This is a genomic window from Type-C symbiont of Plautia stali, assembly GCF_059730935.1.
The window spans coordinates 3,970,853-3,984,202 of record NZ_AP035923.1; the positions used below are offsets into that span (position 1 = coordinate 3,970,853).

General features: G+C 56.7%; 15 protein-coding genes. 7 read left to right on the forward strand and 8 right to left on the reverse strand.

The genetic code is table 11. The features are described from left to right. Positions 1-40: 40 nt before the first annotated feature. The 3 genes from pfkA to cpxP form a co-directional block, all read right to left on the reverse strand. Positions 41-1,003: a 6-phosphofructokinase gene (gene pfkA, locus AC6I7J_RS18655; protein WP_021507047.1), complete on the reverse strand. Its 963-nt coding sequence runs from the start codon at positions 1,001-1,003 to the stop codon at positions 41-43. Between the two features lie 207 nt (positions 1,004-1,210). Further along, positions 1,211-2,113 carry a CDF family cation-efflux transporter FieF gene (gene fieF, locus AC6I7J_RS18660; protein ID WP_498006396.1) on the reverse strand — a complete coding sequence of 301 codons (903 nt, stop codon included), beginning with the start codon at positions 2,111-2,113 and terminating at the stop codon, positions 1,211-1,213. Positions 2,114-2,307: 194 nt separating this feature from the next. Beyond that, complete coding sequence (cpxP, locus tag AC6I7J_RS18665) at positions 2,308-2,820, reverse strand: cell-envelope stress modulator CpxP (protein WP_021507049.1); 513 nt, start codon at positions 2,818-2,820, stop codon at positions 2,308-2,310. Positions 2,821-2,970: 150 nt separating this feature from the next. Here cpxP and cpxR point away from each other — a divergent pair, with 150 nt between their 5' ends. Genes cpxR through trmL form a run of 3 tightly spaced genes read left to right on the forward strand, consistent with a single transcriptional unit; the run spans position 2,971 to position 5,551 of the window. Further along, the gene (gene cpxR, locus AC6I7J_RS18670) at positions 2,971-3,669 is read left to right on the forward strand and encodes an envelope stress response regulator transcription factor CpxR (protein WP_007885339.1); all 699 of its coding nucleotides are present in this window, start codon (positions 2,971-2,973) and stop codon (positions 3,667-3,669) included. Continuing rightward, positions 3,666-5,042, forward strand: coding sequence for an envelope stress sensor histidine kinase CpxA (gene cpxA / locus AC6I7J_RS18675; RefSeq protein WP_031279625.1), 1,377 nt, complete (start codon positions 3,666-3,668; stop codon positions 5,040-5,042). The genes cpxR and cpxA overlap by 4 nt, the downstream gene beginning before the upstream one ends. Before the next feature lie 35 nt (positions 5,043-5,077). Continuing rightward, a complete protein-coding gene (trmL, locus tag AC6I7J_RS18680) occupies positions 5,078-5,551 on the forward strand; it encodes a tRNA (uridine(34)/cytosine(34)/5-carboxymethylaminomethyluridine(34)-2'-O)-methyltransferase TrmL (RefSeq protein WP_021507051.1) in 474 nt (157 codons plus the stop codon). On the opposite strand, the gene cysE is transcribed toward trmL, so the two are convergent. From cysE to AC6I7J_RS18705, 5 genes are all read right to left on the reverse strand, one after another. Beyond that, on the reverse strand, positions 5,548-6,363 hold the full coding sequence (gene cysE / locus AC6I7J_RS18685; protein WP_021507052.1) for a serine O-acetyltransferase: 816 nt from the start codon (positions 6,361-6,363) through the stop codon (positions 5,548-5,550). The two genes, trmL and cysE, sit on opposite strands and share 4 nt — an antisense overlap. Positions 6,364-6,431: 68 nt before the next feature. Then, positions 6,432-7,451, reverse strand: coding sequence for an NAD(P)H-dependent glycerol-3-phosphate dehydrogenase (gene gpsA / locus AC6I7J_RS18690; RefSeq protein WP_059010949.1), 1,020 nt, complete (start codon positions 7,449-7,451; stop codon positions 6,432-6,434). Further along, positions 7,451-7,915 carry a protein-export chaperone SecB gene (gene secB / locus AC6I7J_RS18695; RefSeq protein WP_021507054.1) on the reverse strand — a complete coding sequence of 155 codons (465 nt, stop codon included), beginning with the start codon at positions 7,913-7,915 and terminating at the stop codon, positions 7,451-7,453. The genes gpsA and secB overlap by 1 nt, the downstream gene beginning before the upstream one ends. 40 nt (positions 7,916-7,955) lie before the next feature. Further along, positions 7,956-8,210 (reverse strand): glutaredoxin 3, encoded by a 255-nt coding sequence (gene grxC / locus AC6I7J_RS18700; RefSeq protein WP_010616518.1) that lies wholly within the window; start codon positions 8,208-8,210, stop codon positions 7,956-7,958. 19 nt (positions 8,211-8,229) lie between these two features. Continuing rightward, entirely contained in the window at positions 8,230-8,661 is a 432-nt protein-coding gene (locus AC6I7J_RS18705; RefSeq protein ID WP_058759412.1) for a rhodanese-like domain-containing protein, read from the reverse strand. A gap of 249 nt (positions 8,662-8,910) precedes the next feature. Here AC6I7J_RS18705 and envC point away from each other — a divergent pair, with 249 nt between their 5' ends. The 4 genes from envC (at position 8,911) to AC6I7J_RS18725 (ending at position 13,322) form a co-directional block, all read left to right on the forward strand. Further along, positions 8,911-10,212 carry a murein hydrolase activator EnvC gene (gene envC / locus AC6I7J_RS18710; protein WP_498006399.1) on the forward strand — a complete coding sequence of 434 codons (1,302 nt, stop codon included), beginning with the start codon at positions 8,911-8,913 and terminating at the stop codon, positions 10,210-10,212. 3 nt (positions 10,213-10,215) lie between these two features. Beyond that, on the forward strand, positions 10,216-11,121 hold the full coding sequence (locus AC6I7J_RS18715) for a divergent polysaccharide deacetylase family protein (RefSeq protein WP_498007245.1): 906 nt from the start codon (positions 10,216-10,218) through the stop codon (positions 11,119-11,121). Positions 11,122-11,188: 67 nt separating this feature from the next. Further along, positions 11,189-12,418 (forward strand): glycosyltransferase, encoded by a 1,230-nt coding sequence (locus AC6I7J_RS18720; RefSeq protein ID WP_498006401.1) that lies wholly within the window; start codon positions 11,189-11,191, stop codon positions 12,416-12,418. Next, on the forward strand, positions 12,411-13,322 hold the full coding sequence (locus AC6I7J_RS18725; RefSeq protein ID WP_498006403.1) for a hypothetical protein: 912 nt from the start codon (positions 12,411-12,413) through the stop codon (positions 13,320-13,322). Before AC6I7J_RS18720 ends, AC6I7J_RS18725 begins: the two co-directional genes overlap by 8 nt. The last annotated feature ends 28 nt before the right edge of the window (positions 13,323-13,350 follow it).

Consider the following 13,350-nt stretch of genomic DNA (forward strand, 5'->3'; position numbering starts at 1 on the left):
AAAAAGGGCGCGAAAGCGATCGCGCCCGATTTATCGTTGATTAGTAGAGTTTTTTCGCGGTATCCAGCCAGTCGCGCTTGAACGGACGCTTCATGTTTTCGATAGCGTCGATGATGTCATGATGCACCATCTTCTCGTTCTGAATCCCCACGCAGCGACCGCCGTAGCCCTGCAGCAGCAGCTCAATTGAATAAGCACCCATGCGTGATGCCAGAATGCGGTCGTAAGCGCATGGCGCACCGCCGCGCTGGATGTGACCGAGCACGGTGGCACGGGTTTCACGCTTGGTTTCCGCTTCAATAAAGTGCGCCAGATCGTCGATGTCACAGATATGTTCGGTGATCGCCACGATGGCGTGTTTTTTACCTTTCGCAATGCCAGCCTGGATTTCTGCCACCAGCTCTTCGCGCGTGTAAGGGATTTCAGGCAGCACGATGAACTCACAGCCACCGGCGATGGCCGCCGCTAAGGTCAGGTCACCGCAGTAGCGGCCCATCACTTCTACGATGGAGATACGCTGATGCGAAGAAGAGGTGTCGCGCAGACGGTCAATCGCTTCAACTACGGTTTCCAGCGCGGTGAAATAACCGATGGTGTAATCGGTACCGGCGACGTCATTGTCGATGGTGCCCGGCAGGCCAATGCACGGGAAGCCCATCTCAGTCAGGCGCTTAGCACCCATGTAAGAACCGTCACCGCCGATTACCACCAGCGCATCAATGCCGCGCTTTTTCATGTTTTCGATCGCGACCTGACGCACTTCTTCGTTGCGGAACTCCGGGAAACGCGCCGAGCCGAGGAAGGTGCCGCCGCGGTTAATCATGTCCGACACGCTGTAGCGGTCGAGGTTGATCATGCGGTCTTCGTACAAACCCAGATAGCCGTCATAAATACCAAAAACTTCAAGGCCTTCACTCAGCGCGGAACGGACAACTCCGCGAATGGCTGCGTTCATGCCTGGGGCGTCGCCGCCACTGGTCAGTACTCCGATTTTTTTGATCATGACAACCTCTGGATTGTTCAAAACTAAGGATTATTCCTGCCTGTCGACCGGTGTGGACCAGCTCGCGATCGCACGGCTTAATAGTTGCAGATAGTATATCAAAGGCTTGATGCTGAATTGATTCAGGTCAGACAAGTTTTCGCTAATTTTTTACAGAGTTGTTAGCGTTACGTCATTTTTTTCACGCAATCCTATGTTTTATAACGGCTAAAACTGAAAAAAACCCTGCTGATTTTGCGGCACGACAGAACAGGGGTCCTGATGAATGATCACATCTGAGCCGGGAAATTTTTGCCGTAATGCCTGCTCAATTTGATCCGCCACCTGATGCGCCTGCACCAGCGGGAGATGATCGTCCATCTCCAGATGAAGCTGAATAAACCGCGTCGGGCCAGACTGCCGCGTACGTAACGCATGGGCACCGCGTACGCCGGGCCAGTGGCTTACCAGCGCGATAATCGCCTGTTTTTCCTGCTCCGGCAACGCACGATCGAGCAGCGACTGCACCGCTTCATAGCCCATGCGCAGCGCGTTATAGAGGATATATACGCCAATGCCGAGCGCAAACAGCGCATCCGCACGCTTGAAACCATAACTGCTTAAGCCCAGCGCCACCAGAATCGCGCCGTTCATCACCACATCCGACTGATAATGCAGCATGTCCGCGCGAATCGCCTGGCTGCGGGTACGCCGCACCACCCAGCGCTGAAAAGCGACCAGTATCAGCGTGGAGCTGAGGGCGATCAGCGTCACGACTACGCCAACCAGCGGCGCGCGCAGCGTTTCCGGCGTGGCCAGATGCTGCAGCCCGGTAAGAAACAGAAACAGCGCCGATCCGGAGATAAACATGCTTTGCGCCAGTGCTGCCAGCGATTCCGCTTTACCGTGACCAAAGGTGTGATCGTCATCGGCAGGCTGCAATGAATAGCGCACCACCAGCAGATTGGTCAGTGACGCGGCGATATCGACCAGCGAATCCACCAGCGCCGCCAGCAAGCTGACCGAACCGGTGTACCACCAGGCGAAAATTTTCACGATCAGCAACAGCGTTGCCAGCGTGGTCGCCGCCAGCGCCGCGCGGTTTACCAGTTTTGCGTAGGAAGGTTCCATGCCTTGCCTCGTCAGGCGCTGCAGCACGCCATGCAGTGGAAAATGGCTCAAGTTTATCACCGTCCCGTGCAGACTGCGTGACAGGATAGCGAAACGGATGCAGTTTGCCCGCAAATCCAGGGCAAAAAAAACCCCGCCATCATGGCGGGGAAGACAGGGATGGTGTCTATGGCAAGGAAAACAGGGATACTATGTTACTGGTTACTGCTGGTACTACTCACTGCTTGCAGCGGTGATGATGGCTGCAATCCGGAGAGCCGACGCGCTTCGTTCAGACGCCGCTCAAAATTCTTCTGCAATGTCGCTTGCTGTGCAGGCGTTAGCAAGTGATACATCTGATTACGAACCCGGGCCATCTCGATTTGCAGTTCTACCTGCTCACGGGCCTGTTTCTCTGCCTGCTGGCGGATAGCCGATTCGTTAAATTTGTCTGCAATGACAAGGTCATGCATAGTTTCTATGTCCTGAACGCTTAACACCGGGCGTTCATGGCGCGCTTGCTGCATCAGGTCACGCATCTGTTGCCGCTGTTGTTCAGTCAGCTCAATGCCATCGAACATGTGGCTTTGCGGATTTTGCGTCATACTGCCTGTCGTCAATCCGCCGTTATGATGCATCTCGTCAATCGTCGTCGTGTCTGCTGCTTCTGCGCTGGCGTGACTGAGAACCATCGCTGAGGCAAAGACGACGGCGGTTAAGTAGCGCATCGTTTACTCCCGGTTCGTTCCGTTTTGCGATTCAACGAGAGCTAGTGTACGGCGACAGCTGCAAACATCCGTCAGGGGGTGTAAAACTACGTAAAGCGTTGGATTGCCACTATAGGAACACGGTATTTTGCCTGCGGAGGGCAACAAAAAATGAATAAAATCCTGTTGGTTGATGACGACCGCGAATTGACTTCGCTGCTTAAAGAACTGCTTGAAATGGAAGGTTTTGAGGTGATTGTCGCCAGCGATGGCGAGCAGGCGCTCAATCTGCTGGACAACACCGTCGACCTGCTTTTGCTCGATGTCATGATGCCGAAGAAGAACGGTATCGACACGTTAAAAGAGCTACGCCAGCAACATCAAACCCCTGTCATCATGCTGACCGCCCGCGGTAGCGAGCTGGACCGCGTTCTGGGCCTGGAACTGGGCGCGGATGACTATCTGCCAAAGCCGTTCAACGATCGCGAACTGGTGGCGCGTATCCGTGCGATTCTGCGCCGTTCCAACTGGAGCGAACAGCAGCAACAGCACGATAACAGCTCACCGACGCTGGAAGTGGATTGCCTGCGCCTGAATCCGGGCCGTCAGGAAGCCAGCTTCGACAGCGAAACGCTGGATCTCACCGGCACCGAGTTCACCCTGCTCTACTTACTGGCGCAGCATCTTGGCCAGGTGGTGTCACGCGAGCATCTCAGCCAGGAAGTGCTGGGCAAGCGCCTGACGCCGTTTGACCGCGCTATTGATATGCACATCTCTAACCTGCGTCGTAAGCTGCCGGAACGTCGTGATGGTCATCCGTGGTTCAAAACTCTGCGCGGACGCGGCTATCTGATGGTTTCGGCATCATGATTGGAAGTTTGACCACCCGCATCTTCGCCATCTTCTGGCTCACCCTGGCGCTGGTGTTGATGCTGGTACTGATGGTGCCCAAACTCGATTCGCGCCAGATGACCTCACTGATGGAGAGCGAACAGCGCCAGGGTACCATGATTGAGCAACACGTTGAGGCGGAGCTGTCACAGGATCCGCCCAACGACCTGATGTGGTGGCGCCGGCTGTTTCGCGCCATCGACAAATGGGCACCGCCCGGTCAGCGCCTGCTGCTGGTGACCAGCGAAGGACGGGTGATCGGTGCGCAGCACAATGAAATGCAGGTGATCCGCAACTTTATCGGCCAGTCTGATAATGCCGATCATCCGCAGAAGAAAAAGTACGGCCGCGTCGAGATGGTCGGTCCCTTCGCGGTGCGCGACGGCGAAGACAATTACCAGCTGTATCTGATCCGTCCCGCCACCAGTTCCCAGCTCGATTTCGTCAACCTGCTGTTTGACCGTCCTCTGCTGCTGCTCATCGTCACGATGTTAATCAGCTCACCGCTGCTGCTGTGGCTGGCGTGGAGCCTGGCGCGTCCGGCACGCAAACTAAAACATGCCGCGGATGAAGTGGCGAGCGGAAATTTGCGTCAGCATCCGGAACTGGAATCGGGCCCGCAGGAATTTCTCGCTGCCGGCTCCAGTTTCAACCAGATGGTGAGCGCGCTCGAACGCATGATGACGGCACAGCAGCGTCTGCTGTCGGATATCAGCCATGAATTACGCACGCCGCTGACGCGTCTGCAGCTGGCGACGGCGCTACTGCGCCGGCGTCATGGCGAAGGCAAAGAGCTGGAGCGCATTGAGACCGAAGCGCAGCGTCTGGACGGCATGATCAACGACTTGCTGGTACTGTCGCGCACCCAGCACAAGAACGCGCTGGTGAGCGAAGCGATGAAGGCCAACCAGCTGTGGAATGGCGTGCTGGAAGATGCCAAATTCGAAGCGGAGCAGATGGGTAAAACCATGGACGTGCCCTATCCGCCCGGTCCATGGCCGCTGTACGGCAACCCGCATGCGCTGGAAAGCGCGCTGGAGAACATTGTGCGTAACGCGCTGCGCTATTCACACACGCACATCAGCGTTAGCTTTGCGGTGGATATTCAGGGCATTACCGTGCACGTGGACGACGACGGTCCCGGCGTCAGCCCGGAAGATCGCGAGCAGATTTTCCGTCCGTTCTACCGCACCGATGAAGCGCGTGACCGTGAATCCGGCGGCACCGGGCTCGGGCTGGCGATTGTCGAAACCGCCGTGCAACAGCACCGCGGCTGGGTGAAAGCCGATGACAGCCCGTTAGGCGGTCTGCGCCTGACGCTGTGGCTGCCGCTGTACTCCGCCCGGCAATAATTTGCTATGCTGCGGCCCTCGTTTCCGGGGGCCTTATGCTAAACATCGTCTTATTTGAACCTGAAATCCCGCCAAATACCGGCAATATCATCCGCCTGTGCGCCAATACCGGCTTTCAGCTGCACCTGATTGAGCCGTTAGGCTTCGCCTGGGATGATAAACGCCTGCGCCGCGCCGGACTGGATTACCATGAATATACCGCGCTGAAAAAGCACGCCAGCTACGCTGCTTTTCTAGCGGCAGAAGCGCCACAGCGCTTATTCGCGCTGACCACCAAAGGCACACCGGCGCACAGCGCCGTCAGCTATCAGCCGGGCGACTATCTGCTGTTTGGCCCGGAGAGCCGTGGCTTACCACCAGAAATTCTTAATGCGTTGCCGGCAGAACAGAAGATCCGCATTCCGATGCGCGCGGAGAGCCGCAGCATGAACCTGTCGAATGCGGTTTCAGTGGTGGTGTATGAGGCGTGGCGCCAGCTGGATTATGCGGGCGCGCTGATCAAAGGCTAGATGCCGTCGCCGTACTCAAACCCGGCGCCGGTGAAGTGCTGATCCATATCCATCGACGGTTTGTCGCTGGCTGGTTTGCCGACAATGCGCGCCGGCACGCCGGCCGCCGTGGTATGGGGCGGCACCGGTTGCAAGACCACCGAACCGGCACCGATTTTGGCACCGCGCCCGACTTCAATATTGCCAAGGATTTTGGCCCCCGCGCCAATCATCACCCCTTCACGGATCTTCGGATGGCGATCGCCGCTGGTTTTACCGGTACCGCCCAGCGTGACCGACTGCAGAATGGAGACGTCATTTTCCACCACAGCCGTTTCACCAATTACGATGCCGGTGGCGTGATCCAGCATGATGCCACGCCCGATGCGCGCCGCCGGATGAATATCCACGGCAAAAGAGACCGAGATTTCGTTTTGCAGATACACCGCCAGCGCGCGCCGTCCCTCTTTCCACAGCCAGTGGCCAATACGGTACGCCTGCAGCGCGTGGAAGCCCTTCAGATAGAGTAATGGCGTGGAATATTTGTCGACCGCCGGATCGCGCTGACGCACCGCCTGAATATCGTACGCGGCCGAGACAATCATCTCAGGATCCTGACGATAGGCTTCTTCAACAATTTCGCGTATGGCAATAGCGGGCATGATCGGGTTAGCAAGCTTGTTAGCCAGCATGTAGCTGAGCGCGCTGCCGAGATTTTCGTGCTTGAGCAAGGTCGCGTGGTAAAAACTGGCCAGCATCGGTTCACAATCGGCCAGCGCTCTGGCTTCGGCTTTGATATGGTTCCAGACCAGTTCTAACTCTTCAGACGACATTGCTGTTTGCTCCCGATAAAAAAGCGCCCGATGAGGCGCTACAGGTGATAATGCTTAAGCGTCCTGCTTTAGCTTTGGCTGTTCTCGTCCTTCCTTGTACGACCAAGCAGGCTCAATGCTGCCTCTCGCGCCGATTTTTCGCAATATAATACCTGATAAATTTGCTCGGTTATTGGCATTTCCACGCCCACACGAGCAGCTAATGCTTTGACTTCTTTGGTATTTCTGTAGCCTTCTACAACTTGTCCGATAATGCGTTGCGCCTCATCCACGCTTTCGCCCTGCCCCAGCATCATGCCGAAACGGCGGTTGCGCGACTGATTATCGGTACAGGTCAGCACCAGATCGCCAAGACCCGCCATGCCCATAAAGGTCGTCGGATCGGCACCCAGCGCAGCACCGAGACGGCTCATCTCCGCCAGACCGCGGGTGATGAGTGCCGTACGCGCATTGGCACCAAAGCCAATGCCGTCGGAGATCCCGGCACCAATCGCAATGACGTTTTTCACTGCGCCGCCCAGTTGCACGCCGATGAAGTCCGGATTGTTGTAAACGCGGAAGCTTTTGCCGCAGTGCAGCTTTTGCTGCAGATCGTCGGCAAACTGCGCGTCAGTGGCCGCCAGCGCAATCGCCGTCGGCAAACCGGCCGCCAGCTCTTTGGCAAAGGTCGGGCCGGAAATCACCGCCAGCGGAATGCTGTCGCCGAGGATTTCGCGCGCCACATCCTGCAGCAGCCGTCCGGTCTCTTTTTCCAGTCCTTTGGTCGCCCAGACAATGCGTGAGTCGGCACGCAGCAGCGGTTTAAGCTGCATCAGCACGTCGCCGAACACATGGCTTGGCACTACCACCAGCAGATCGCGGCTGGCGCTGACGACGCGGGCCAGATCGGCTTCAGGAACGAGATTATCGGGGAAGGGAACATCGGGCAGGAAAGCGGTATTACATCGGTCAGCCTGCAGCTGCGCCACGCTTTGCGGATTGTGGCCCCACAGCAGCACCGGGTGGCCATTACGGGCCAGCGTAATGGCCAGTGCGGTGCCGTACGAGCCGGCACCGATGACGCTAATCGAAGCGTTGAGTGTAGTCATCAGGCATCCTGACGTGGCGCTTCGCCTTCACCCTGCTGCTGCAGATAATTCATGAACAGCGCATCAAAGTTGACCGGCGCCAGATTGAGCTGAGGGAAGGTACCGCGTGACACCAGGCTGGTGACACATTCACGCGCATACGGGAACAGAATGTTCGGGCAGTAAGCGCCGAGGCAATGTGCCATCTGCGTGCCTTCGATACCGCTGATGGTGAAGATACCGGCCTGCTGTACTTCGCACAGGAACGCGGTGTCTTCGCCCACGGTGGCGGTGACAGTAACGCGCAGCACGACTTCATACACTTCATCCGCCAGCTGAGAAGAGGCGGTGTCCAGATCCAGCTTCACTTCCGGTTCCCACTCTTTCTGGAAAACCTGAGGTGCATTAGGCGCTTCAAATGAGACGTCTTTGGTGTAAACGCGTTGAATCTGGAACTGCATTTCGTTGCTGCTATGCTCTGACATGTTACTGAATCCTTTAAGTGAAAATTGTCGGTCGAAAATGTTATGCGCGGAGCAAGGGATCGAGTCCCTGACGCCCGTCCAGCGCGTAGAGATCGTCACAGCCGCCAATGTGCTGCGCGTCAATAAAGATCTGTGGCACCGTGGTGCGGCCGCTGCGTTTGATCATCTCTTCGCGCTTTACCGCGTCCCCATCAATGGGAATCTCCTGGTATGACACGCCTTTTTGATCCAGCAACGCCTTTGCCCGGTGGCAGTAAGGACAGGTCACTTTGGTGTAAATCTCAACATTAGCCATGCGGTGATACCTCAGGAAGTTATTTACCGCGAACCAGCGGCAGGTTTTCGCCACTCCAGCCGCTCACACCATCTTTCAGCACGGTCACTTTGTCAAAACCCGCTGCGCTAAGGGTGGCTGCCGGTTCTGCGGCGCTCTGGCCGGTGGCACATACCACAATTATGGGCTGCGACTTGTGCTTTTCCAGCTCGCCGAAGCTGCCTTTTTTGATATCGGCTGCGGCGATGTTAATAGCCCCTGAAATGTGTCCTTTGCGATAGTCGTCGCGTGAACGAACGTCTACCACCACCGCGTCCTCTTTGTTGATCAGGTGGGTTGCTTCACCACGGCTGATGGTTTTTACCTTAGAGAACATACCTTTAACGGTGGTTACAATCACCAGAATAAGTAAAGCGACCCATGCCAGACTAAGGATGGGGTGATTGCTTGCAAACTGCATAATTTCTTGCATGAGGGGTAACGACTCCAGACCGGGGCTAATAAGCTAAAACAAGGGTTCTGAGTATACCTGCGCCACTTCGCATGTACAGTCGCGAAGCGGGCAGAGTTACGATTTGTGCGTCATTTTCCAAAAAAAGTGTTCTAATCGCAAAATTGAGACAATCTTTATCCCGGTAAGCTGTGGCCGACATCTTTCGTAAAGCAAAACCCGGCCGGGATAACTGGTAAGCGGCTGTTCATCGTGGAATAATTATCGACTATGAAGGGAAAAGCGACCGTTACACACACAAGGACCCGTTACAACGACCCGGCATCTCCGTTGTCATTTCGCTGGTCCGATATCTCCCTCAGCCTGCTTTGTGCGGGTGCGTTGCTGTTGCCCGTCGCCGCGCATAGCGCCGATGACAGCAAAACGCAGCTAAAGTCCATTCAGCAGGACATCGCCGAAAAAGAGAAAAGCGTTAAAGCGCAGAAGCTGCAGCGCAGTAAGCTGCTGGATCAGCTGCAGAGTCAGGAAAAAGTGATTGCCCAGGCCAGTCGCCAGCTGCGTGAAACCCGCAACAGCCTGAGCGCGCTGAACGGCGAAATCGCTCAAACCACCGCCGCGATTGCCCGGCTGGAAAAGCAGCAGGCGCAGCAGGAAAAACTGCTGGCGCAGCAGCTGGATGCCGCGTTTCGTCAGGGCCAGCACAACGGCGTACAGCTGCTGCTCGGCGGTGAAGAAGCACAGCGTAGCGAACGCATTCTGGCCTATTTTGGCTACCTCAATGCCGCCCGGCAGAAAAACATCGACGAGCTTAAGCAGACTCAGCAGGAGCTGGCGCAGCAGCGTCAGGCGCTGCAGGGCAAGCAGGAGCAGCAAAAGTCGCTATTAGCCCAGCAGCAGACGCAACAGAACAAGCTGGAAACCGCCAGCGCCGCACGCAAGAAAACGCTGTCCGCGCTGGAGAGCGCGCTGGAGAAAGACCAGGCCGATCTGGTCGAGATGCGCCAGAACGAAAGCCGCCTGCAGGACAAAATTGCCAAAGCCGAACGTGAGGCGCGCGAACGGGCGCAACGCGAAGCGCGCGAGGCGGAAAAAGTGCGCCAGCGTCAGGCTCAGGCAAAAGCCAAAGGCTCCAGCTATTCCCCTACGCAAAGCGAGCGCGAGCTGATGGCGCGCACCGGCGGCCTTGGCCGGCCGGGCGGACAGGCCATCTGGCCAGTACGCGGTCGGATTGAACATCGCTTTGGTGAAGCAATGCAGGGCGAACTGCGCTGGAAAGGTCTGGTGATTGATGCGTCGGAAGGCACTGAAGTCAAAGCCATTGCTGATGGTCGCGTGCTGATGGCCGACTGGCTGCAAGGCTACGGCCTGGTTGTGGTCGTCGAACACGGTAAAGGCGATATGAGCCTTTATGGCTACAATCAGAGCGCGTTGGTGAGCGTCGGTGCGCAGGTGAAGGCAGGACAGCCTATCGCCCTCGTGGGCACCAGCGGCGGCCGCGGCACGCCCTCGCTCTACTTTGAAATTCGTCGTCAGGGACAGGCCGTCAATCCACTGCCGTGGTTAGGAAGATAAGTGTTGTTTCAGTCCCAAAAGCTTAGCGCCGCCCTGTGCGGGCTGTTTTTAACCTTTGCCGCCCATGCGGGAAAACTGGCTATCGTCATTGACGACTTCGGCTACCGCCCGGCTGAAGAGAATAAAGTGCTGCAGATGCCTGCCGCGATTTCTGTAGCGGTGCTACCCAACGCGCCTCATGCGCGTGATATGGCAACCAAAGCGCATCAGGGCGGTCATGAAGTGCTGATTCACCTGCCGATGGCGCCGCTGAGCAAACAGCCGCTGGAGAAGGACACGCTGACGCCGGAGATGAGCAGCGAAGAGATCGCGCGCATCGTGCGTGACGCCAGCAACAAAGTGCCGTATGCGGTTGGCCTGAACAACCATATGGGCAGCAAAATGACCTCCAGCCTGCCCGGCATGCAGAAAGTGATGCAGGTGCTCAATCACTACAACTACTACTTCCTCGATAGCATGACCATTGGCAACAGCCAGTCGGTCCCGGCCGCACAGGGTACGCAGGTTAAGGTGCTGAAGCGGCGCGTATTCCTCGACGACAGCCAGAATGAAGCGGCGATTCGCACCCAGTTCACCCGCGCAGTGAAGCTGGCACAGCGTGATGGCTACGCCATCGCTATTGGCCATCCGCATCCCACCACGGTACGGGTGTTGCAGCAGATGTTGCCGACGCTACCGGGCGATATCACCCTGGTCCGCCCCAGCCAGTTGCTCAACGAACCGCTGCGCCAGGGCGCTACGCCGCCGGCCAGCACGCCGGTGAAACCGCGCACCCCGGTGTTCCGTGCGCCGGGCGTGTGTAAGCCGGGCCAGCCGCTGCCTGCCGTACCGCAGAGTCGTGCGGTGGAGGTGGTGACAGAGAGCATTACCGGCAGTCCACTCGTGCAGTCGCTTAAACAGCTATTCTGATTATAAGGCGCAGCGTGCTGCGCCTTATTTAACGCCACACCTTTTCCGCGCAAGGATATCGGAACAGATGACGTCAACCAGAAAGAAAATTCTGCTGCTGGATACCGGGCGCGAATGGGGCGGCGGCACCAACAGCATGCTGGAATTACTCAAGCGCATTGATCGCCAGCGTTTCGCTATCACCTGCTGTTTTTATCAGAATTATGCGCGTGGCAATCAGGAGACCATTGCCTCGGTATTAGACGCGATCGGCATTCCGGTGATATTTATTGCGCAGCGTCGCCAGCCGCTATGGGCAAAAATCACCAAAGAGTTGCTGCGCACCCTGCTGTTTTTTAACCGCGCGGTGAAAAAAAACGCCATCGACCGCATCGATCGCCAGTGGCGCATGCAGCCTAACGCCCGCCAAATCGCGACGATTTTACGCGACGGTGGCTATGATGCGCTGTACATGAATAATCAGCCCAGCACCAACGTTGAAGGCTATCTCGCCGCTGAACAGACTCACGTGGCGTTAATTCAGCACTGCCGCATTGATCCATTACTCAATAATGCGCTGGTCAAGATGATTAATCGGCATTGTGATGCGGTGATTGCCGTGTCACAGGGCGTACACCGCACCCTGAGCGAAAGCGGTGTTGATGCGCAGCGCTGCTTTACCGTATCCAACGCTATCGATATTCATCAGCCGCTGCCGGTGCGTGAGGCGGTGCGTCAGCGCTTTGATTATCCCGCGGATACCTTTATTTTCGGCTCCATCGGTTCTCTGATTGCGCGTAAATCTAACCATCATATTTTGCAGGCGCTGGGTGCATTCAGCCGCGCGCATCCTGCCGCTAAATGGAAAATGGTGATCGTCGGTGCCGGCCCGGAGCAGCAGCACTTACAGCAGCTGGCGCAAAAAGAGGGTATCGCCGCGCAGGTTATTTTTACCGGCTTTCAAAATAACGCGCTGGATTATCTGGCGGCATTCGATACGTTTATTCTCGCCTCAGCCAGTGAAGGGCTGCCGCGCGTGGTGCTGGAAGCGATGCTGGTGAATACGGCGGTGATAGGTTCGAATGTCGTCGGTACGTCGGAATTAATTCAACACGGCGAGACCGGTTTACTGTTTGACTATGGCAATACGCAACAGCTTAGCCAGCATCTTAGCGCGCTGTGGCAGGATACTGCACTGCGCCAGCGTTTAGTCGCCGCCGCCGCCGCCCGGGTACGCGAGCGCTATAGCATTGAACATTACGTATCGGGCGTGGAAAACACTCTGGAAAACGTCATGGAGAGAAAAAAGCATGTTTGATTTTTTAAATAAACACCGTCGCTATATTCTCTCGCGCCACAACATTCCCGCCACGCAGGCGGATGCGCAGGGCACAATTGCCGTCAGTTCCGTCGTCATCCCCTGTACCGGCGCTGATTACATTGAAGAAGCGGTGCTCAGCGCTTATTTTGCCAGCCGCTGCGCCGACACCATCAGCGAAATTGTCATCGTCAGCGATCAGCCTTCCAGCGCTTTTCCGCCGCTGCCGGCACGCGTGCTTGTGGTGACGCTGGAGGTGCCGTTTCGTGAAGAAAACTACCGCTATAAACAGATCTACCGCAGCCGCCTGATTAAACTTCAGGCCCCCTTGCAGGCGACCGGTGAAGGTATATTGATGATCGATTCCGATCTCAATTTATTAAAAACGCCGGATATTGCGATGCGTGAGCATCATCTGTACAGCAGCTTCCGTCAGGGCAAGATGATCGCCAAACTGGCCGGCGCGCCAGAAGAACATATTCCGGCCTATTACCACCACACCGTTCGCCCTTATTTGCAGGATCACGTGAATGGCGCCTATCTGGCGGCCTCCCGTCGCACATGGCAGCGTATTTGTCCGCTGTGGCTGACGTTATTTAATGATACCTGGGAATTGATGAACGACGACCAGCCACCGACCGATCAGCTACCGCTCGCGGCCCTGCTCGACCTGCTGGATATCCGCACGGTCAATCTGGGCGAGTGGGCTAACTGGCCGGTGTCGAAACGCATTGGTGGTCAGTCGGCCGTGATTCCACCGCAGGTGATTGGCGCGCATGGCGGTTTTCCCTTAAGTGAATGGCAAAAATATTTGCAGGATCCGCACCAGCCGCTGAGCTTCAAAGGCCAGGACTACACGCGTAAGGTGCGTTACCTGACCGATGCGGAAAAACAGCAATCCTGAGCATCACCGGCCCGCAGGCCGGTGTGTC